The sequence below is a fragment of the Paracoccus sp. SY genome, from assembly GCF_002901215.1.
In the GTDB taxonomy this organism is placed as follows: domain Bacteria; phylum Pseudomonadota; class Alphaproteobacteria; order Rhodobacterales; family Rhodobacteraceae; genus Paracoccus; species Paracoccus acridae.
In genome coordinates, this window is the sequence record NZ_NWMQ01000003.1 from 171,192 (window position 1) to 191,681 (window position 20,490).

Annotated in this window: 20 protein-coding genes; 9 read left to right on the plus strand and 11 right to left on the minus strand. The window is 67.2% G+C overall.

Going from position 1 to position 20,490, the window contains the following annotated elements:
• Nucleotides 1–7: 7 nt before the first annotated feature.
• Entirely contained in the window at nucleotides 8–1,048 is a 1,041-nt protein-coding gene (gene mgrA, locus CK944_RS04650) for an L-glyceraldehyde 3-phosphate reductase (RefSeq protein ID WP_103171870.1), read from the minus strand.
• An 81-nt stretch (nucleotides 1,049–1,129) separates the two neighbouring features.
• On the minus strand, nucleotides 1,130–4,078 hold the full coding sequence (gene ileS, locus CK944_RS04655) for an isoleucine--tRNA ligase (RefSeq protein ID WP_103171871.1): 2,949 nt from the start codon (nucleotides 4,076–4,078) through the stop codon (nucleotides 1,130–1,132).
• Between the two features lie 145 nt (nucleotides 4,079–4,223).
• On the opposite strand from ileS, the gene CK944_RS04660 reads away from it, so the two are divergent.
• A complete protein-coding gene (locus CK944_RS04660) occupies nucleotides 4,224–5,048 on the plus strand; it encodes a DUF6635 family protein (RefSeq protein WP_239985958.1) in 825 nt (274 codons plus the stop codon).
• On the opposite strand, the gene queF is transcribed toward CK944_RS04660, so the two are convergent.
• Nucleotides 5,045–5,506 carry a preQ(1) synthase gene (queF, locus tag CK944_RS04665; RefSeq protein ID WP_103171931.1) on the minus strand — a complete coding sequence of 154 codons (462 nt, stop codon included), beginning with the start codon at nucleotides 5,504–5,506 and terminating at the stop codon, nucleotides 5,045–5,047. The genes CK944_RS04660 and queF overlap by 4 nt on opposite strands.
• Nucleotides 5,507–5,593: 87 nt before the next feature.
• Between queF and CK944_RS04670 the strand changes: the two genes are divergently transcribed.
• On the plus strand, nucleotides 5,594–6,025 hold the full coding sequence (locus CK944_RS04670; RefSeq protein WP_239985959.1) for a group III truncated hemoglobin: 432 nt from the start codon (nucleotides 5,594–5,596) through the stop codon (nucleotides 6,023–6,025).
• Here the strand turns inward: CK944_RS04670 and CK944_RS04675 are convergent.
• The 5 genes from CK944_RS04675 to CK944_RS04695 all read right to left on the minus strand — a co-directional run bounded on the left by CK944_RS04675 (nucleotide 6,022) and on the right by CK944_RS04695 (nucleotide 10,241).
• Complete coding sequence (locus tag CK944_RS04675) at nucleotides 6,022–6,669, minus strand: trimeric intracellular cation channel family protein (RefSeq protein ID WP_103171872.1); 648 nt, start codon at nucleotides 6,667–6,669, stop codon at nucleotides 6,022–6,024. The genes CK944_RS04670 and CK944_RS04675 overlap by 4 nt on opposite strands.
• Complete coding sequence (gene rnhA / locus CK944_RS04680) at nucleotides 6,666–7,133, minus strand: ribonuclease HI (RefSeq protein WP_103171933.1); 468 nt, start codon at nucleotides 7,131–7,133, stop codon at nucleotides 6,666–6,668. The genes CK944_RS04675 and rnhA overlap by 4 nt, the downstream gene beginning before the upstream one ends.
• Nucleotides 7,126–7,731, minus strand: a complete 606-nt coding sequence (locus CK944_RS04685; protein WP_103171873.1) for a glutathione S-transferase family protein — start codon at nucleotides 7,729–7,731, stop codon at nucleotides 7,126–7,128. The genes rnhA and CK944_RS04685 overlap by 8 nt, the downstream gene beginning before the upstream one ends.
• Before the next feature lie 72 nt (nucleotides 7,732–7,803).
• Nucleotides 7,804–8,760: a 4-hydroxy-3-methylbut-2-enyl diphosphate reductase gene (gene ispH / locus CK944_RS04690; RefSeq protein ID WP_103171874.1), complete on the minus strand. Its 957-nt coding sequence runs from the start codon at nucleotides 8,758–8,760 to the stop codon at nucleotides 7,804–7,806.
• Between the two features lie 47 nt (nucleotides 8,761–8,807).
• The gene (locus CK944_RS04695; RefSeq protein ID WP_103171875.1) at nucleotides 8,808–10,241 is read right to left on the minus strand and encodes a cobyric acid synthase; all 1,434 of its coding nucleotides are present in this window, start codon (nucleotides 10,239–10,241) and stop codon (nucleotides 8,808–8,810) included.
• A 72-nt stretch (nucleotides 10,242–10,313) separates the two neighbouring features.
• On the opposite strand from CK944_RS04695, the gene secG reads away from it, so the two are divergent.
• Both secG and CK944_RS04705 read left to right on the plus strand, forming a co-directional pair.
• Nucleotides 10,314–10,877, plus strand: a complete 564-nt coding sequence (gene secG / locus CK944_RS04700) for a preprotein translocase subunit SecG (RefSeq protein ID WP_103171876.1) — start codon at nucleotides 10,314–10,316, stop codon at nucleotides 10,875–10,877.
• A gap of 165 nt (nucleotides 10,878–11,042) precedes the next feature.
• Complete coding sequence (locus tag CK944_RS04705) at nucleotides 11,043–12,686, plus strand: CTP synthase (protein ID WP_103171877.1); 1,644 nt, start codon at nucleotides 11,043–11,045, stop codon at nucleotides 12,684–12,686.
• A 37-nt stretch (nucleotides 12,687–12,723) separates the two neighbouring features.
• On the opposite strand, the gene CK944_RS04710 is transcribed toward CK944_RS04705, so the two are convergent.
• Entirely contained in the window at nucleotides 12,724–13,278 is a 555-nt protein-coding gene (locus CK944_RS04710; RefSeq protein WP_103171878.1) for an NYN domain-containing protein, read from the minus strand.
• A 93-nt stretch (nucleotides 13,279–13,371) separates the two neighbouring features.
• On the opposite strand from CK944_RS04710, the gene folK reads away from it, so the two are divergent.
• From folK to CK944_RS04730, 4 genes are all read left to right on the plus strand, one after another.
• Nucleotides 13,372–13,971, plus strand: a complete 600-nt coding sequence (gene folK / locus CK944_RS04715; RefSeq protein ID WP_103171879.1) for a 2-amino-4-hydroxy-6-hydroxymethyldihydropteridine diphosphokinase — start codon at nucleotides 13,372–13,374, stop codon at nucleotides 13,969–13,971.
• 71 nt (nucleotides 13,972–14,042) lie between these two features.
• Nucleotides 14,043–14,396: a DNA-directed RNA polymerase subunit omega gene (gene rpoZ / locus CK944_RS04720; RefSeq protein ID WP_103171880.1), complete on the plus strand. Its 354-nt coding sequence runs from the start codon at nucleotides 14,043–14,045 to the stop codon at nucleotides 14,394–14,396.
• A 30-nt stretch (nucleotides 14,397–14,426) separates the two neighbouring features.
• Nucleotides 14,427–16,541: a bifunctional (p)ppGpp synthetase/guanosine-3',5'-bis(diphosphate) 3'-pyrophosphohydrolase gene (locus CK944_RS04725; RefSeq protein ID WP_103171881.1), complete on the plus strand. Its 2,115-nt coding sequence runs from the start codon at nucleotides 14,427–14,429 to the stop codon at nucleotides 16,539–16,541.
• Between the two features lie 35 nt (nucleotides 16,542–16,576).
• Entirely contained in the window at nucleotides 16,577–17,215 is a 639-nt protein-coding gene (locus CK944_RS04730; RefSeq protein ID WP_103171882.1) for a DUF2062 domain-containing protein, read from the plus strand.
• A 43-nt stretch (nucleotides 17,216–17,258) separates the two neighbouring features.
• On the opposite strand, the gene CK944_RS04735 is transcribed toward CK944_RS04730, so the two are convergent.
• Both CK944_RS04735 and otsB read right to left on the minus strand, forming a co-directional pair.
• Nucleotides 17,259–18,614, minus strand: coding sequence for a trehalose-6-phosphate synthase (locus CK944_RS04735; protein WP_103171883.1), 1,356 nt, complete (start codon nucleotides 18,612–18,614; stop codon nucleotides 17,259–17,261).
• Nucleotides 18,614–19,360 carry a trehalose-phosphatase gene (gene otsB / locus CK944_RS04740; RefSeq protein ID WP_103171884.1) on the minus strand — a complete coding sequence of 249 codons (747 nt, stop codon included), beginning with the start codon at nucleotides 19,358–19,360 and terminating at the stop codon, nucleotides 18,614–18,616. Before otsB ends, CK944_RS04735 begins: the two co-directional genes overlap by 1 nt.
• Before the next feature lie 145 nt (nucleotides 19,361–19,505).
• Here otsB and CK944_RS04745 point away from each other — a divergent pair, with 145 nt between their 5' ends.
• Nucleotides 19,506–20,471 carry a nitronate monooxygenase family protein gene (locus CK944_RS04745; RefSeq protein ID WP_103171885.1) on the plus strand — a complete coding sequence of 322 codons (966 nt, stop codon included), beginning with the start codon at nucleotides 19,506–19,508 and terminating at the stop codon, nucleotides 20,469–20,471.
• The last annotated feature ends 19 nt before the right edge of the window (nucleotides 20,472–20,490 follow it).

Here is a 20,490-nt window from a genome sequence, read left to right on the forward strand (position 1 = left end):
CTGTCTGTCACCCCTCGCCCGCGTCCTCGGTCGAGCCGCGCCAGATGTTCACGTCGCCGCCCACCGACAGGTCGTCGATGCGGGCCAGTTCCTCGGCGGTGAAATCCAGCCGGTCCAATGCGCCCACGCAATCCACGACCTGGGACGCGCGCGACGCCCCGATTAGCGCACTGGTCACGCGGCTGTCGCGCAGGGTCCAGGCCACGGCCATCTGCGCCAGCGTTTGTCCGCGTTCCGCCGCCAGGTCGTTCAGCCCGTTCAGCCGCCGGACCAGGTCATCGGTCAGCCAGTCCGGCGCCAGCGACTTGCCCTGCGCCGCGCGGCTGTCGGCGGGAATGCCCTTCAGGTATTTGCCGGTCAGCATCCCCTGCGCCAGGGGCGTGAAGACGATGCTGCCCATGCCTTCATGCTCCAGCGTGTCCAGAAGCGCGTCGCGTTCGATCCAGCGGTTCAGCATGTTGTAGGACGGCTGGTGGATCAGGCAGGGCGTGCCCAGGTCGCGCAGGATTTCCGCGGCTTCCCGCGTGCGCGCGCTGTTATAGCTGCTGATGCCGACATACAGCGCCCGGCCCGACCGCACGATGTGGTCCAGCGCGCACATGGTTTCCTGCAGGGGCGTGTCCGGGTCGAAGCGGTGCGAATAGAAGATATCGACATAGTCGAGGCCCATCCGCTTCAAGGACTGGTCGCAGGACGCGATCAGGTATTTGCGGCTGCCGAATTCGCCATAAGGACCGGGCCACATGCGCCAACCGGCCTTGCTGCTGATGACCATTTCGTCCCGGTGGCCCGCGAAATCGGTCCGCAGGATCTCTCCGAACGCCTCCTCGGCGCTGCCGGGGGGCGGGCCATAGTTGTTGGCCAGGTCGAAATGCGTGATTCCCAGATCGAAGGCGGTGCGACAGATGTCGCGCTTGGTGTCATGCGGGGTATCATGGCCGAAATTGTGCCACAGCCCCAGGCTGATCGCCGGCAGCAGCATCCCTGACTGGCCGCAGCGGCGGTATTGCATCCGGTCATAGCGGGCGGGGTCGGGGCTTTGCATCATGTCCTGCCGGTCTGTTTGCACATCGTGCAGGATGGGCCGGGGCCTCGCCCGCGTCAAGCGGGCGAGGCATGGTCGACGGCTTCAGGCCAAGACGTCCTCGCAACGGGCGCAGACACCCGGATGCTTGTGCGTGCCGACATCGGGCAGGATCTTCCAGCACCGCTGGCATTTTTCCCCTTCCGCCAGTTCGAAGACCACGCCGATGCCGGGGGTTTCCGCCATGCGGAAGGCCTCGGCCGGGGCCGGGTCGGCGGTCAGCGACAGATCCGAGGTGATGCAGACATCCGCGAAATCCACCGATTTCAGCGCGGCCAGCATGTCGGCGTCCTCGACATGGACGACCGGCGCGGCCTCCAGGCTGGCGCCGATGGTCTTGTCGGATCGCCTGACCTCCAGCGCGGCCGTCACCACGCGGCGGGCACGGCGCACATGGTCCCACTTGACCGCCAGCGGTTCGTTCAGCCAGTCGGCGGGGGTGTCGGGGAAATCGTGCAGATGCACGCTGTCGTCATCAGACGGGAAGCGCGACAGCCACACATCCTCGGTCGTGAAGGGCAGGATCGGGGCCAGCCAGGTGACAAGCCGGTGGAACAGGATGTCCAGCACCGTCCGCGCAGCCCGGCGGCGCGGGTCCGTCGCGGCGTCGCAGTAAAGCGAATCCTTGCGGATGTCGAAATAGAAGGCCGACAAATCCACGGTGCAGAACTGGAACAGCGTCTGGAACACGCCCTGGAAGTCGAACTGGTCATAGCCCTTGCGGACCGCGTGATCCAGTTGCGCCAGCCGGTGCAGCACCCATTGTTCCAGTTCCGGCATCTGGTCGGGCGCGATCCTTTCTGCATCCCTGAACCCATCCAAGGCGCCCAGCAGGAAGCGCAGCGTGTTGCGCAACCGGCGATAGCTGTCGGCGGTGCCCTTCAGGATCTCCGGCCCGATCCGCTGGTCGGCGGTGTAATCCGCCTGCGCCACCCACAGGCGCAGGATGTCGGCGCCGTATTGCTCGATCACCTTGGCAGGGACGATGGTGTTGCCCAGCGACTTGGACATCTTCATGCCCTTCTCGTCGAGCGTGAAGCCATGGGTGACAACATTGCGATAGGGCGCGCGGCCCCTGGTCGCGCAGCCCTGCAGCAGGGAGGACTGGAACCAGCCGCGATGCTGGTCGGTGCCTTCAAGGTACACGTCAGCGATCCCGTCCGGCGCCCCATCCGCTCGGTCGCGCAGCACGAAGGCATGGGTCGAGCCCGAGTCGAACCACACGTCCAGCACGTCCATGACCTGATCGTAATCGTCGGGGTTCACGATGCCGTCCAGAACCCGGGCCTTGAAGCCGTCGCGATACCAGACATCCGCGCCCTCGGCCTCGAAGGCCGCGATGATGCGGTCGTTCACGCGGGCATCGCGCAGCAGGAAGTCGTCGTCGGTGGGCTTGGCGCCGCGACGCACGAAGCAGGTCAGCGGCACGCCCCAGGCCCGCTGGCGCGACAGCACCCAGTCGGGGCGGTTCTCCACCATGGAATGGATCCGGTTGCGCCCGGTCTGCGGCCACCATTTCACCAGCTTGTCGATGCTGGTCAGCGCCCGGGTGCGGATCGTCTGGCCGTATTCGTTCATGCCGTCGGTCAGCGGCTTGTCGATGGCCGCGAACCATTGCGGCGTGTTGCGATAGATCAGTGGCGCCTTGGATCGCCAGCTGTGCGGATAGGAATGCTTGATCTTCCCCTTGGCCAGCAGCGCGCCCGCATAGGCCAGCTGCTTGATGACGCTGACATTGGCCGGGCCGTCCTTGCCATCCGCGTCGATGATCGCCTGCCCGCCGAACAGCGGCAGGTCGGTGCGATAGCTGCCATCCGGTTCGACGTTGTAGGTCATGGGCAGCTTGAAGCGCAGGCCCATCTGATAGTCGTCGTCGCCATGGCTTGGCGCGGTATGGACAAAGCCGGTCCCCGCGTCGTCGGTGACGTGATCGCCCGGCAGCAGGGGGACGTCATAGTCCCATTCGCCATTGCCGCCCTCGACGCCGCGCAGGGGATGCGACAGCAGCACACCCTCAAGCTCCGCCGCGGGGACATCGGCCACGCGCTGCCACTCCTCGACCTTCGCAGCCTTCATCACGCTTTCAGCCAAGGCATCGGCCAGCACCAGCAGCTCATCCGCTTGCGCGGTCGCGGTCTCGGCCACCGTCCCGACCTGATACAGGCCATAAGCGATCCCCGGATTGAACGCGACGGCCCGGTTCTGCGGGATGGTCCAGGGCGTCGTCGTCCAGATGACCACGCTTGTCGGCTTCTTCGTTGCCCAAATACCCTGCGACGATTCCACCCCGAACCGAACCCAGATCGTGTGGCTGGTGTGGTCCTTGTATTCGACCTCGGCCTCGGCCAGGGCGGTCTTCTCCACCGGCGACCACATCACGGGCTTGGACCCCTGATACAGCGCGCCGTTCATCACCAGCTTCATGAACTCGGCCGCGATCACCGCCTCGGCGTGGAAATCCATCGTCAGATAGGGATCGTCCCACTTGCCGGTGATGCCCAGGCGCTTGAATTCCTGCCGCTGGATGTCGATCCATTCGTCGGCGAAGCGGCGGCATTCCTGGCGGAACTCGACCACGTCCACGGCGTCCTTGTCGCGGCCCTCGGCGCGGTATTTCTCCTCGATCTTCCATTCGATCGGCAGGCCGTGGCAATCCCAGCCGGGCACGTATCGCGCATCGCGGCCCATCATCTGGTGGCTGCGCACGATGATGTCCTTGATGGTCTTGTTCAGCGCGTGGCCGATATGCAGGTGCCCGTTCGCATAGGGGGGGCCGTCGTGCAGGATGAAGGGCGCGCGGCCCCCCTCCTGATTGGCGGCGCGTTCGCGCAGCCGGTCATAGATGCCGATGCGCTCCCAGCGGGCCAGCCATTCGGGCTCTCGCTGCGGCAGGCCCGCGCGCATTGGGAAATCCGTCTGCGGCAGGAACACGCTGTCGCGGTAATCGGGGGCGTCGGTCGTGGAAACGGTGTCGGCGGTGGTATCGGCGGCCATCGGGGCATCCTTCGAGGGCATGAGAGGCGGTCGGGGGGTTCGGACATGCGGCGACCCGGCGGCGCGAAACCTCACGCCACCGGGTTGCTAATTCGGGATCCGAACGCCAGAAATTCCATGCCGACCTCTATAGAAAGCCGCCCGCTTGCCCGCAACCCTGACCGACGATGCCATGGCCCGCCGCCGCGCCGCCGTGTCGCGCTTTGTCCGCGCCCGGTACGGGCCGCGGGGCACGCTGCGGCTGCACCGCGCGGCGCTTGGCTGGGATCTGCTGCGCGCGCCGGTCAACGTGATGCTGTCGCCGGTCTTCCTGCTGACGCGGCTGGCGGGCTGGACATTGCCCCGGCTGGGACTGCGGCGCGCGGGGGCCTGGCTGACGGCGCGGCGGGTCTTTCTGCCATCGGACATGGGACGGGTGATCCAGGCCGACCTGGAAGGCCTGGTGGCCGATCTGGACGCGCAGGGCATCGGCCCCGCCGCCCCGCCCGCCATCACCCGCCAGGCGGCCGCCGCCCTGGCCGAGACCCGCAACGCCGTGTCCGAGATCACGACCTCGGTCATCGTGCTGGCCTCGGGCTGGCTTCTGTTCAACCGCGCGACACCCGGCGTCATATCGCTGGCAGGCCCGCTGGCCGAGATGCGCGCCCACTCCACCGCCGTCGGCGACTTCCTGCTGGGCGAGCGGCTGGGCCGCGCCTGGTACTGGGCCTTCCCGGTCGAGCTTTCGCCATGGGAAGTGATCCTGACCGGCATGGCGCTGGCGGTGATCGGATCGCTGGTCACGACCTTCGCGGGGCTGATCGCCGATCCGCTGCAGGTCGCGACCGGCACCCATCGCCGCCGCATCCTGCGCCTGCTGGACCGGTTGGACCGCGCCCAGGCCGGGCCCGGCCTTGAACGGGAACATCTGCTGGCGCGGGCGGGCGATCTGTCGGACGCCCTGCTGATGATCTGGCGGAACCTGCGCTAGCCCCGCCCGCGATAGCCAGCGACACCCTGGTCGGGCAGCCACAGCCCGGCGGGCGTCGCACCCGTCTGCCAGAAGACGTCGATGGGCATCCCGCCGCGCGGATACCAATAGCCGCCGATCCGCAGCCATTGCGGCGCGATGGTCTCGGCCAGCCGCCTGCCGATGCCGACGGTGCAATCCTCGTGAAAGGCGCCATGGTTGCGGAAGCTGCCCAGAAACAACTTCAGCGACTTCGACTCGACCAGCCAGTCACCGGGAACATAGTCGATCACCAGATGCGCAAAGTCCGGCTGGCCCGTGATCGGGCACAGGCTGGTGAATTCCGGCTGGGTGAAGCGCACGGCGTAAAGCTCGCCCGCCTGGGGGTTCGGCACGCGTTCCAGCACGGCCCGGTCGGGGCTTGCGGGCAGGTCGGTCCTGGCGCCAAGCTGGGTCAGGGCGTCGGTGTAATGGGTCATGGGGACCTCCTTTTGCAGGCCGCGCGGGTAGCAGCCACCGCCCGCCGGGTCAAACCGCGCCTTGCGCCAGGCCGCGCGCCACGCCACATGAAGGGCCTGACCAACGGACCCGCCGCCATGATCCCGCCCCGCTTCGACGTCACCCCCGACCAGATCGACCGCGTCGTCGCCGTCTTCTATGGCGCCGTCCGCCGGCACGAGGTCCTGGGCCCGGTCTTTGCCCGCTATGTGACCGACTGGCCCGCGCATGAGGCCAGGATCGCCGCTTTCTGGCGCAACGCGATCCTTTACGAACGCAGCTATGACGGCAATCCGATGCGCGTCCACATGCAGGCGGGCGACGTGCGGGCCGATCACTTCCCGATCTGGCTGGCGCTGTTCGACGAAACCCTGCGCCGCAGCCTGCCGCCCGGTCCGGCGCGGGCCTGGTCGGCCCTGGCGCATCGGATCGGCGCCGGCCTGCGCATGGGGGTCGAGGATCTGCGCGAACGCCGGATGGGCCCGCCCGTCCTGCGCTAGCGGTTGTTCCTGTCCGTCCGGGGCGGGCGCGCGCGATAGGTGGGCAGGCTCCACCCCAGCAGCAGGCTGCCCGCGCGCAGGGCCATGACCACAAGCCCGCAGAAGATCAGCGCCATCGGCCGGGGCATCCCCACGCCGATCAGCGCCACGGCGACGACCGCGCCGCCAAAGGCCGCAGTGACGTAAAGCTCTCCCTGCCTCAGGACCATGGGCAGTTCGTTGCCCACCACGTCGCGGATCAGCCCGCCGAAGGTGCCGGTGACCACGCCCATCGCCACCACGACGACCGGGCTGACGCCCATTGCAAGGGCAGCCCCCGCGCCTGCCGGGACGGCCACGGCCAGGGCGAATGCATCCAGCCAGACGATCAGGCGATAGCGGCTTTCGAACAGATGCGCGGTGAAGAAGACCAGCACCGCCGCGCCTGAGGTCAGCAGGATCAGTTCCGGCTGGCCCACCCAGAAGACCGTGTCGCGGTTCAGGACCAGGTCGCGCACCGTGCCGCCACCGATCCCGGTCAGGGTGGCGAAGAAGATGAAGCCCACCAGATCCAGCTGCGCCCGGCTGGCGACCAGGGCGCCCGTCAGGGCAAAGACCAGAACCGCCGCGTAATCCAGCAGCGGGATCAGGACGCCCGGCGTCACCCGGCAGCCCTGGCGGGCTTGAAGGGCGCCATGCCGCCCCGCGCCAGTTCGTCGGCGCGCTCGTTTTCGGGATGGCCAGCATGGCCCTTGATCCAGGCCCAGGTGACGGTGTGGCGGCGCTGCGCCTCGTCCAGGCGCTGCCACAATTCGGCGTTCTTGACGGGCTTGCGATCGGCGGTCTTCCAGCCGTTCCGCTTCCAGCCGTGGATCCACTGGGTCACGCCGTTCTTCACATAGGCGCTGTCGGTGGTGATGGTGATCGTGCTTGGCCGCGCCAGCACCTCGAGCGCGGAAATCGCGGCCATCAGTTCCATCCGGTTGTTGGTGGTCAGCGCCTCGCCCCCGGCAAGCTCGCGTTCCTTGACGATCCTGCCGCCATCCATGGCGCGCATCAGAACGCCCCAGCCGCCGGGGCCGGGATTGCCGCTGCAGGCGCCGTCGGTCCAGGCGAAAAGCTCAGCCATCCAACCCCACATATCCCGGAAGGGCCGCCACGCGGGCCAGCCATGCGTTGACGGCGGGAAAACGCGCCATGTCGAAGCCACCCCGTTCGCCCGCCGTGTGGGTATAGGCGTAAAGGCACAGATCGGCCAGGCTGGCCGCATCGCCCACCAGCCAGTCGCGCCCTGCCAGGCGGTCCTCCATCACCTGCAGCAGCGCGTGGCCGCCGTCCAGCAGCGCCTCCATCCGCTCGGGTGTGGCCTGGGCGCGGCGATGGGGATAGGTCCGCAAGGCGGCGCGCACGGCAATCACCCCTTCGTGCTGGTTCTGTTCCCAGAACATCCAGGACAGCATCTCGGCCCGCGCGAAGGGATCGGCGGGCACGAAGCCCGTCCCCTCGCCCAGCCAGCACAGGATCGCATTCGATTCGGGCAGCAGCCGCCCGTCATCCAGTTCCAGCACCGGTGCCTTGCCGAAGGGCAGCCGCCCCGAGGCCTTGGCCCCCTGCAGCGCCTCGGTCATGTATTCGACGTCAACCGTTTCGACCGTCCGCCCCAACAGCGCCAGCAGCAGCCGCACCTTGTAGCTGTTGCCTGACGAAGGCATGGAATAAAGCCGCATCCCTGGCATCTCTTGTGTCCAAATATCCTCGGGGGGTCCGGGGGGGCGAAGCGCCCCCGGCGCATGCGTGCCTCAGGCGGTTTCCCGCAAGACCTTCGGCACCTTGAATTCCACATTCTCCTGCGCGGTCTCGACGATCTCGACCGTCACGTCATAGCGGGCGCGGAAGGCGTCGATCACCTCGTTCACCAGCACCTCGGGGGCGCTTGCCCCTGCGGTGACGCCCACGGCGGTGGCCCCGTCGATGGCGCGCCAGTCGATCTGGTCGGCGCGCATCACAAGCTGCGAATAGGCGCAGCCCGCCGCCCGACCGACCTCGACCAGGCGCTTGGAATTGGACGAATTCGGCGCGCCGATCACCAAAAGCGCGTCGATCTTGTGCGCAATCGCCTTGACCGCCGCCTGCCGGTTGGTGGTGGCATAGCAGATGTCTTCCTTTGCCGGACCCGCAATGGCCGGAAACCGCGCCTGCAAGGCGGCCACGATTTCCGCCGTGTCATCGACCGACAGGGTGGTCTGGGTGATGAAGGCCAGCCGTTCGGGATCGCGGGGCGTGATCCGCGCCACATCCTCGACCGTCTCGACCAGGATCACCTCGCCCTCGGGCAACTGGCCCATGGTGCCCAGGACCTCGGGGTGGCCGGCATGGCCGATCATCACCATCTGCAGGCCTTCGGCGTGGTGGCGCGCGGCCTCGTTGTGGACCTTGGTGACCAGCGGGCAGGTCGCGTCCACATGGATCATGTTGCGCCGCCGCGCCTCGGCAGGCACGGCCTTGGGCACGCCATGGGCGGAAAAGACCACCGGGCGGTCGTCGGGCACGTCGTCCAGTTCCTCGACAAAGACCGCGCCCTGGTCGCGCAACCCGTCCACCACGAACTTGTTGTGGACGATCTCGTGCCGGACATAGACGGGGGCGCCCCATTTCTGCAGCGCCAGTTCCACGATCTTGATCGCGCGGTCCACGCCCGCGCAAAAACCGCGCGGGGCGGCAAGATACAGCATCAGGGGGGGCTTTGCGTGTTCCATCCCCCCGAGGTAGCGCGCCGGGGCCGCTTCGTCCAGCGTCAAGCCCGTCACAAACCGGCCACCGACAGCAGTCCCGCCACGTCCAGATGCGCCTCGAGGTGGTCGGCCAGATCGTCCAGCACCCGATCCACCCCCGCCTCGTATCCGGGCTGCGAAGCCACCCCCAGCCGCGCCAGCCAGGCGGCCCGGAAGCCGTCGTCGGAAAACAGCCCGTGCAGATAGGTGCCCATGATCCGCCCGTCGCGGCTGACAGCGCCGTCGGGGCCGGGAACATGGGCAAAGGGCCGCGCGCAATCGGGGCCGGTGGTGCGGCCCATGTGGATCTCGTATCCGGTAACGGTCTGTCCCAGCGCGGTCCCGGTCACGCGTTCCAGCCGCTTGTCGGGCGCCATGACCGTTTCAACGTCCAGCAGGCCAAGCCCCGCGACCTCTCCGGCCCTGCCATCGTGGCCCAAGGGATCGCGGACCACCCGCCCCAGCATCTGGAAGCCGCCGCAGAGGCCCAGCACATGCCCGCCCCGCCGCACATGGGCGGCAAGGTCGATGTCCCAGCCCTGCGCGCGCAGGAAGGCAAGATCCCCCAGCGTCGATTTCGTGCCGGGGATCACCACCACGTCGGCATCGCCGGGAATCGCCCGGCCCGGACCCAGCATGGTCAGGCGCACCCCGGGTTCCGCCGCCAGCGGATCCAGGTCGTCGAAATTGGCGATCCGCGACAGGCACAGGCAGACCACATGCAGCCCCTGCCCGGCCGAGGCTCGCAGATCCACCGCATCCTCGGACGGCAGGCGGTGCGCGTCCGCGAACCAGGGCAAAACGCCAAAGCCCCGCCAGCCGGTCGCCCCCTCGATCATCCGGTAGCCGTCATCGAACAAGCGCAGGTCGCCCCGGAACTTGTTGACCAGAAAGCCCCGGATCATCGCAGCGTCGGCCGGGTCGATCACCGCCTGCGTGCCCACGATCTGGGCGATCACCCCGCCCCGGTCGATATCGCCCGCCAGCACCACCGGCACCCCTGCTGCCCGCGCGAAGCCCATGTTGGCGATGTCGCGGGGGCGCAGGTTCACCTCGGCCGGGCTGCCCGCGCCTTCGACGATCACCAGGTCATGGGCGGCGGAGAGGCGGGCGAAGCTGTCCAGCACGCCCGCCAGCAACCGGGGACGCAGCGTCGCATAATCTCGCGCCTCGGCGCGCGCGATGGCGCGGCCCTGCAGGATCACCTGCGCGCCGGTATCGGTCTCGGGCTTCAGCAGCACCGGGTTCATGTCGGCCAGCGGTTCCAACCCGCAGGCGCGGGCCTGAAGCGCCTGCGCCCGGCCGATTTCCCCGCCATCGGCGGTGACGGCTGCGTTGTTCGACATGTTCTGCGGCTTGAAGGGCGCGACCGACAGGCCCCGGTTGCGCGCGGCGCGGCACAGGCCCGCCACCAGCAGCGACTTTCCGACATTCGATCCGGTGCCCTGGATCATCAGCGCGGGCATGGGTTTACTCTGCTTGCCAACATCTGCCCGGATGACTAGATAGGCGCGTCCGAAAGCGAAAGGCCGAAAGCCGTGGAAAACGTCGTCCTGACCATCCATCTGATCCTTGCCGTGCTGCTCACCGGCGTGGTGCTGCTGCAACGGTCCGAGGGTGGCGGGCTTGGCATGGGCGGCGGTGGCGGCGGCGTGATGACCGGCCGGCAGGCCGCGAACGCCCTGACCCGGCTGACCTGGATCTTCGGCATCGCGCTGTTCGTGACCTCGATCGCGCTGACCATCATCGCCGCGCGGCAGGTGTCCAACAGCTCGATCATGGACCAGCTGGGCGTGCCTGCAAGCCGCCAGGAATCCACGCTGCCGGCGGCCCCGGCCTATGTTCCGCCGCCCTCCTCCACGACCGGCGGCGATCCCCTGACCCCGCCCGCGCCCGATGCGCCTGCGGCGGACACCGCCGCGCCCGAGGCTGCGGCACCGGCGGTCGAGCCCGTGGCCCCGCCTGCGGCCGAGCCTGCGACCCCGGCACCCGCCGAACCCGGAGCGACCCCGCCCGCAGAACCGCAGGCCGCCACCCCGGCCCAGCCCGAGGCCCCTGCGACCCCGGCGCCCGCCGCCCCGGCCCAAGCCCCGGCGAACTAAGTCACACCACAACTAGGGGCGGGTGATCCCGCCCCCACATCAACTTGCGGTTCCTTGCGACCACGGGGCGAATCGGCTATATCTCGGGTCCCGTGATGCAGGTCGCAGGACCCGCAACCATTTTGAACTTGCGAAATCACGCTTTCAGGAATCACGGGGGCCTTCATGGCGCGTTACATCTTCATCACCGGCGGCGTCGTGTCCTCGCTCGGCAAGGGCTTGGCATCGGCGGCATTGGGCGCGCTGCTGCAGGCACGGGGCTTCACGGTGCGGCTGCGCAAGCTGGACCCCTATCTGAACGTCGATCCCGGCACCATGTCGCCCTTTGAACATGGCGAGGTCTTCGTGACCGACGACGGCGCGGAAACCGACCTGGACCTGGGCCATTACGAACGCTTCACCGGCGTCAGCGCGCGCCGCACCGACAGCGTGTCTTCGGGACGCATCTATTCCAACGTGCTGGAACGGGAACGCCGGGGCGAATACCTGGGCAAGACCATCCAGGTGATCCCCCACGTCACGAACGAGATCAAGGACTTCCTGTCCGTCGGCGATGACGAGGTCGATTTCATGCTGTGCGAGATCGGCGGCACGGTCGGCGACATCGAGGGCCTGCCCTTCTTCGAGGCGATCCGCCAGTTCATCCACGAACGCCCGCGCGGCCAGTGCATCCTGATGCACCTGACGCTGCTGCCCTATCTGGCGGCCAGCGGCGAGTTGAAGACCAAGCCCACCCAGCACAGCGTCAAGGAACTGCAATCCATCGGCCTTGCCCCCGACGTGCTGGTCTGCCGGTCCGAACACCCGATCCCGGAAAAGGAACGCGCCAAGATCGCGCTGTTCTGCAATGTCCGCCCCGACGCCGTGATCCCCGCCTATGACCTGAAGACCATCTACGAGGCGCCGCTGGCCTATCACCGCGCGGGCCTGGATCGCGCCGTGCTGGACGCCTTCGCCATCAGCCCCGCCCCGCGTCCCGACCTGTCCAAGTGGGAGGACGTGATGGACCGGCTGGAGAATGCCGAGGGCCAGGTGAACATCGCCGTGGTCGGGAAATACACCCAGCTTGAGGATGCCTATAAATCCATCGCCGAGGCCCTGACCCATGGCGGCATGGCCAACCGCGTCCGCGTCAAGGCCGACTGGGTGGACAGCGAGAAGCTGGAAGGCGAAGGCGCGCATCTTCTGGACGGATACCACGGCATCATCGTGCCCGGCGGCTTCGGCGAACGCGGGACCGAGGGGATGCTGGCCGCCGCCAGATACGCGCGGGAAAAGAAGGTGCCCTATCTGGGTATCTGCCTGGGGATGCAGATGGCCGTGATCGAGGCCGCGCGCAACCTGGCCGGAATGCCCGATGCGGGCTCCGAGGAATTCGACCACGAGGCGGGCAAGACGCGCTTCACCCCCGTCGTCTATCACCTCAAGGAATGGGTGCAGGGCAACTACACCGTGCAGCGCAAGGTGACCGACGACAAGGGCGGCACCATGCGGCTGGGCGCCTATACCGCCATCCTGACGCCCAATTCGAAGATCAGCGAAGTCTATGGCGGCGCCACGGAGATCGAGGATCGCCACCGCCACCGCTATGAGGTGGACGCCACCTATCGCGAAGCGCTTGAACAGGCGGGCCTGTGCTTCTCGGGCATGTCCCCCGACGGCAAGCTGCCCGAGGTGATCGAATATCCCGACCACCCCTGGTTCATCGGCGTGCAATCCCATCCTGAACTGAAGTCGAAGCCCTTCGAGCCTGCGCCGCTGTTTGCGGGCTTCGTACGGGCCGCGATGGAAGAAGGGCGGCTGGTCTGATCCCGTTGCCCGGCCCCGTGCGGGGCCGGGACATGCCTTAGCCTTCCGACGACGCCTGCTGATCCCGCGGCGGCCGCCCCACGATGTCGCGCAGGGCGTCCAGTTCGATGAAGTTGTCGGCCTGCCGGCGCAGGTCGTCGGCGATCATCGGCGGCTGGCTGCGGATGGTGGATACCACGGACACGCGGACCCCCTGGCGCTGCAAGGCCTCGATCAGGGGCTTGAAGTCGCCGTCGCCCGAAAACAGCACGGCATGGTCCAGCCGGGGGGCAAGCTGCATGGCGTCGATGGTCAGTTCGATGTCCATGTTGCCCTTGACCTTCCGGCGGCCCAGCGTGTCGGTATATTCCTTCGCGGGCTTCGTGACCACGCAATAGCCGTTGTAGTGCAGCCAATCCACCAGCGGGCGGATGGGGGAATAATCCTCGCCCTCCATCAGGGCGGTATAGTAATAGGCGCGCATCAGCTTGCCGCGCCGGTCGAATTCCTGCCGCAGCAGCTTGTAGTCGATGTCGAAGCCCAGAGCCTTCGCCGAAGCGTAAAGGTTGGCTCCGTCGATGAAGATCGCCAGGCGATCGTCCTTGTAAAACATAGTACTTGCCTTCAATGGGACTGCGCGGTCCGACGGGCGCGCAACCTTGCACACGCGTGTTAAACACAGGACTTCATAGAACAAAGGGGCTTCATGGAAAACTTGTCTTTCGGTATCGTTTCCCTGGGCGCGAACCTGCCGTCCGCCGCAGGCGATCCCGCACGATCTCTCCGCGAAGCCCTGAACATTCTGCATGCTGAACCGAACATTTCAATAGCGGCCATCAGCCGCATCTGGCGGACCCCCGCCGTCCCGGCGGGATCCGGCCCAGATTACGCCAATGCCGTTGCCGCCATCCGCACGGGACTGGAGGCGGCCAGCCTTCTGGACCGCCTGCACGGGATCGAGGCCCGGTTCGGCCGCGACCGCAGCACCGGCCGCTGGTCGGCGCGGGTGCTGGATCTGGATCTGATCGCGCTTGACGGCCTGATCCTGCCGGATCCCGAAACGGTGCGGCACTGGATGGGGCTTGGCGCGGCCGACCAGCAGACCCTGGCCCCCGAAAGGTTGATCCTGCCCCATCCCCGGATGCAGGATCGCGGCTTCGTCCTGGCGCCCCTGGCGGAAATCGCCCCCGGCTGGCGCCACCCCTTGACGGGACTAGGCGTGTCGCGGATGCTGGCTGCGCTTGGACCCGATGCCATGTCGGGCATGACACCGCTGCCGCCGGGCGGCGGGCTTGTCTGTTCTTGACAATTCCAGCCATGACGTTCACAACCTCGGTTTCCGCCCGGATATCCGATTCGCAACTGCACAGGTGAGACATGGCCCGAGTAACGGTTGAAGACTGCGTTGACAAAGTCCCGAACCGCTTTGATCTGGTGATGCTTGCCTCGCATCGTGCGCGTGAAATCACCGCCGGCAGCCCGCCCACGGTGGACCGCGACAACGACAAGAACCCCGTCGTCGCCCTGCGCGAGATCGCCGAGGAAACGCAGCCCGTGGACGACCTGCGCGAACGGATGATCGAATCGACCCAGACCCAGATCGAGGTCGATGAGCCGGAAGAAGACGCCATGGCCCTGCTGCTGGGCGCCGAGGTGGATCGGCCCAAGCCCGCCGACGAGGAATCCGAGGAACGGATGCTGCGCATGATGCTGGAAGCGAACCAGCGTTAAGGCGACACGAACAGGGGTCTTCGGCCAAGAATGATCGACGTCGAAGACCTTATCGCGCTTGTCCGCAACTATAACCCGCGCAGCAATGCCCGCCTGATCCGCGATGCCTATGAATACGGGATGCGGATGCATGAAGGGCAGTTCCGCCATTCGGGCGAGCCTTACTTCACCCATCCCATCGCCGTCGCCGCCATCCTGACGGAAATGCGGCTGGACGATGCGACCATCGTCACCGCCCTTCTGCACGACACGGTCGAGGATACCCGCTCGACCAAGGAAGACCTGACGGCCGCCTTCGGCCCCGAGATCGCCGATCTGGTCGATGGCGTCACCAAGCTGACCAACCTGGAACTGTCCTCGGCGCAGTCCAAACAGGCCGAGAATTTCCGCAAGCTGTTCATGGCCATGTCGCGCGACCTGCGCGTGATCCTGGTCAAGCTGGCCGACCGGCTGCACAACATGCGCACCATCCGGTCCATGCGCCCCGAAAAGCAGGTCAAGAAGGCGCGCGAGACCATGGACATCTTCGCGCCCCTGGCCGGGCGCATGGGGATGCAGTGGATGCGCGAGGAACTGGAAGACCTTGCCTTCAAGGTCATCAACCCCGAGGCGCGCAATTCCATCATCCGCCGCTTCGTCAGCCTGCAAAAGGACAGCGGCGACATCATCGGGGCGATCACCGCCGACATCCGCGTCGAACTGGAACGAGAGGGGATCGAGGCCGATGTCTTCGGCCGCGCCAAGAAGCCCTTTTCCGTTTGGCGCAAGATGCAGGAAAAGCAGTTGGCGTTTTCCCGGCTGTCCGACATCTATGGCTTCCGCATCATCACCCGGTCCGACATGGACTGCTATCGCGCGCTTGGGGTGATCCACCAGCGGTGGCGCGCCGTGCCGGGGCGGTTCAAGGACTATATCAGCCAGCCCAAGTCCAACGGCTATCGGTCCATCCATACCACCGTATCGGGCCGCGACGGCAAGCGGGTCGAGGTCCAGATCCGCACCCGGCAGATGCACGAGGTGGCCGAGGCCGGGGTTGCCGCGCATTGGGCCTATCGCGACGGGGTGCGCACCAAGAACCCCTTCGCGGTCGATCCCGCCGAATGGATCGACGCCCTGACCGACCGGCTGGAGGGCGAGGACCACAACGAGTTCCTGGAAGCCGTCAAGCTGGAGATGTACCAGGACCAGGTCTTCTGCTTCACGCCCAAGGGCGACGTGATCCAGCTTCCCAAGGGGGCGACGCCCATCGACTTCGCCTATGCGATCCATACGCGGCTGGGCAATTCCTGCGTCGGCGCCAAGGTGGACGGGATCCGCGTGCCCTTATGGACGCGGCTGAAGAACGGCCAGTCGGTCGATATCATCGCCGCCTCGGGGCAGCGCCCGCAATCGACCTGGCTGGACATCGTCGCCACCGGCCGCGCCAAGTCCGCCATCCGCCGGTCCCTGCGCGAGGAGGACCGCGACCGCTTCATCCGCCTGGGCCGGGAACTGGTGCGCGTCAGCTTCGAACATGTCGGCCGCAAGGTCACCGACAAGGCGCTGCGCACCGCCGCCAAGCAGATGGGCCTGGCCGACGGCGACGAATTGCTGGCCCGCATCGGCAGTGCGGAAAACTCGGCCAAGGAGGTGCTGCAGGTCCTGTATCCCGACCTGGCTGCCCACCAGGACGAGATCGACGGCACCCGCCCCTTCGCCGGGGTCGAGGCCGATGCCGATTTCAAGCGTGCGCCCTGCTGCCGTCCGCTGCCCGGCGAACGGATCGTCGGCATCACCTATCGCGGCAAGGGCGTGGTGATCCATGCCATCGACTGCCCGGTCCTGGCCGAATACGAGGACAGCCCCGACCGCTGGGTCGATGTGCAATGGCGCGCGGGCAGGCACCCGGCGGTCTATTCGACCGTGCTGCACCTGACGATCCGCCACGATGCCGGGGTGCTGGGCCGCATCTGCAGCCTGATCGGCGCGCAGGGGGCCAATATCTCGAACCTTGAATTCCTGGACCGCAAGCCCGACTTCTACCGCATCGAGGTCGAGGTCGAATTGCGCGACCAGGAACATCTGCACAACCTTCTGACCGCGCTTGAAGCCGAAAGCGATGTCGCGCAGGTTGCTCGTATCCGTGACATCGCGAAGAAGCCCTGAACGGATGTCGCGTTAAGACATAAGGGAACGAAACCGTGTTCAAGCGCAGCAAGCCGCGCACATACGGGCAACTGGCCAGCGAATTCGTCTATCCGCCGGGCGGGTTTCGCCGGTCCACCACCTATCTGTGGTATCGGTTGCGGCGCCTGCCGGATCAGCCGCATCGCATCGCGCGCGGCATGGCGGCGGGGGTGTTCCTGTCCTTCACCCCGCTGCACGGCTTTCACTTCATCGTCGCCGCGCTTTTGTCGCTGGCCATCCGGGGCAACGTGCTGGCGGCCTTTGTCGGCACCTTCGCGGGCAATCCGCTGACCACGCCCTTTATCGCGCTTGGCGCGGTCGGGTTGGGGCGGACGCTGCTGGGCCTGCCGGGCGACATGTCGCCGCAGGTGATCTTTCGCGAATTCGCCCGTGCCACGGCGGAAACCTGGCACAACGTCATGTCCGCCGTGGGCCCCGGTCCGACAAGTTGGAGCGGGCTTTCCGAGTTCTGGCAAGAGATCTTCCTGCCCTATGCGGTTGGCGGCGCGGTCCTGGGCGGGATCGCCGCCGTGCTGTCCTATTACCTGACGATCCCGGTCGTGCGCCGCTATCACCGGCGCAAGGCACAGGCCATGGCCGCACGCATCGCCAAGGTGCGCAAGGCTGCGGATCAGGGTCGCGGCACCGGCTGATCCTGCCCGGCGAAAGCTCAAGAGGCCGATCCTGGATTGAATGTCAGCTTCGGACCTGGGACAGCGCGTCCAGATAGGCCGCCGACCACCAGCCGACATCCTGATCCATCACCCCTTGCAGCAGGGCCGAATGGCGGGCGCGGCGTTCCTCCAGGGGCATGTCGATCGCCTGCTGCATCGCCTGGGCCAGTTCCCCCGGATCGTGGGGGTTGATGATCAGGGCATCCTCCATCACCTCGGCCGCGCCGGCAAAGCGCGACAGGATCAGGACGCCGGGATCTTCGGGATCCTGGGCCGCGACATATTCCTTGGCGACCAGGTTCATCCCGTCGGCCAGAGGCGTGACCAGGCCCACCCGCGCCTGGCGGTAAAGGCCCGCCAGTTCGTTCCGCGGGATCGGGCGGTGGATGAAGCGGATCGGCGTCCAGTTGACCGTGGCGAACTGGCCGTTGATGCGGCCTGCCAGATGTTCCGTTTCCTCGCGGATCTGCTGATAGGCGTCCACGGATTCGCGCGTGGGCGGGGCGATCTGCAGCAGCATCACCTTTTCCGTCAGCGAGGGATCGTTCTCCAGCAGATACTGGAAGGCCCGGAACCGCTGCGGGATGCCCTTGGAATAATCCAGCCGGTCCACGCCGATCATGGACAAGGCGCCCGTCAGGCTGCGCATCCGGTCTTCCTCTCGGGCGCTGCCTGCCTCGGCGACAAAGGCCGCCGCGTCGATGCCGATGGGAAAGACGCCCGCGCGAAGGGGGCGCCCGGCGATGTGGAAATCCGTGTCGGACAGCTGTTCGGCATCCGCCAGGCTGCGGGCGCTTGTCGCGAAGCGATCCAGGTCGCGCTGCGCCTGAAAGCCCACCAGATCGTAATGGGACAGCCATTCGAACAGTTCGGCCGGATTGGGCAGGGTGGCGCAATCGGCGGGTCCGGGAAAGGGGATGTGCAGGAAATGACCGATCGGACCCTGCACCCCCAGCTTGCGCAGTTCCTGGGCCAGCGGGAACAATTGATAGTCCTGCACCCAGATCTGGTCATCCGGCCGCAGATGCGGCACCAGCAGCCGGGCGATGCGTTCGTTCACCCGGCGATAACCTTCCAGATATTCCGGCAGGATCCGCATCAGGTCCGGCCGGCCATGACAGACCGGCCAAAGAACGGAATTGGAATAGCCAAGATAATAGTCGTCGTGATCCTGCACCGTCAGGTCGAACGAGGCGCGCTGGAAAGCCGCCCCTTCATGAAAGGCCAATTCTTCGCAGGGGTCCTCCACCGTCTCGCCCGAGAAGCCGACCCACAGCCCGCCGGATGTGCGCAAGGCGTCTTCCAGGGCGACGACAAGCCCGCCGGACGGACTGTCGCCCAGCGGAATGCGGTTCGATATGACGACCAGACGCGACATCAGCGCAACCCCTCCAGCGCGTCGTCCAGCCAGCGGGCAAGCGCGGCGGGATCGGGCAGGCGATGGCGGGCGACGGTTTCGCCGGCGCCGATCTTGATCCCCTGCCCGCCCAAGGCCTGGGCACGGGCCATCGCCACCTCGTCCGTCAGGTCGTCGCCCGCATAGACGGGGACACGGCCCGCAAAGGGGGCCATCGCCAGCAGCCGGTCCAGGGCACCGTCCTTGCCGCTGCCTGCCGGGCGCAATTCCATGGCCATCTTGGCCGGTTGCAGGACCAGATCCGGGTTCGCATCGGCAAGCCGGGCCATCACCTCCTCGACCACCGGGCGCAGGGACGGGTCGGCGCGGTAATGCAGCGCCACGCCATGCGGCTTGCGTTCGACCAGGATCGCGGGATGATCCGCCACCGCACCGGCCGCCGCCCGGTGCAGCGCGTCCGGGTCCAGATCGGCCTGATGCGTGGTCTCGATCACCTGGCCCGACAGCGCCAGTTCCGCCCCGTGGCTGCCCGCGATGGCACCGGGAAAATCAGGCAGGTGACGGCGCAGATCCGCGACATCCCGCCCCGAGATCAGCGCCACGGCCCCACTCAGGGCATCGTGCAGGCGCGCCAGCCGTTCCGGCAGGCCCGGCGGGATCACCACCGCGTCCGGGCGGGGTGCGATGTCCACCAGGCAGCCGTCGAAATCCAGGAACAGGGCGGTGTCCGGGGTCAGAACGGGAAGGGACAGGGCCAGCGGCTGCATCGGCACGCATTCTCCTTTGCAACGAAGATCATGATCTCAACCCCCGGACTTGGATCGGGTTCACTGGCGGACCCGGTTTTTCCGCCGCGTCAGGCTTGCCCGATCCCGACGCGCAGGCCATCGTCGCGCAAACCCGGAGGATCCCATGCTGCCGCCCATCCTGTCCAACCTGCGCATTCCCGTCGTCGCCTCCCCCATGTTCATCGTGTCGGGGCCTGATCTGGTGATCGCGCAATGCAAGGCGGGCATCGTCGGCAGCTTTCCGGCGCTGAACGCGCGCGAGAGCGACGGCGAGGCCCCCCTGCTGGACGCCTGGCTGACCCGGATCGCCGAGGAGTTGGACCGCCACAACCAGGCCAATCCCGACCGGCCCGCCGCGCCCTTCGCGGTGAACCAGATCGTGCATCGTTCCAACGCGCGCCTGGAACGCGACATCGAGATCTGCCACCGCCACAGGGTGCCGATCTGGATCACCAGCCTGGGCGCGCGGGTCGAGGTGAACCAGGCCGCCCATGATTGCGGCGGCATCGCGCTGCATGACGTGATCAACAACGTCTTCGCGAAAAAGGCCATCGAGAAGGGCGCGGACGGGCTGATCGCGGTGGCGGCGGGCGCGGGCGGCCATGCCGGTCCGCAGTCGCCCTTTGCCCTTGTCCAGGAAATCCGCGACTGGTTCGACGGCCCGCTGCTGCTGTCGGGCGCCATCGCCACGGGGCGCGCGGTGCTGGCGGCGCAGGCGATGGGGGCCGATCTGGCCTATATCGGCAGCCCCTTCATCGCGACCGAGGAAGCCAATGCGCCCGCCGACTACAAGCGGATGATCACCGAAAGCGGGGCCATGGACATCGTCACCTCGTCGCTGTTCACGGGCGTGTCGGGCAACTATCTTGCCCCCTCGATCAGGGCGGCGGGGATGGATCCCGACAACCTGGAAACCGCCGATGCCTCGGCCATGAACTTCGGCGGCGGCTCGTCCAAGGCCAAGGCCTGGAGCCAGATCTGGGGGTCCGGCCAGGGGATCGGCGCGGTCCGCGACATCGTGCCCGCCGCCACCCGCATCGACCGGCTGGCCCGCGAATACGCGGCGGCGAAGGCGGCGATCTGCGGCTGACCTTTGCGGATCGCCCCTT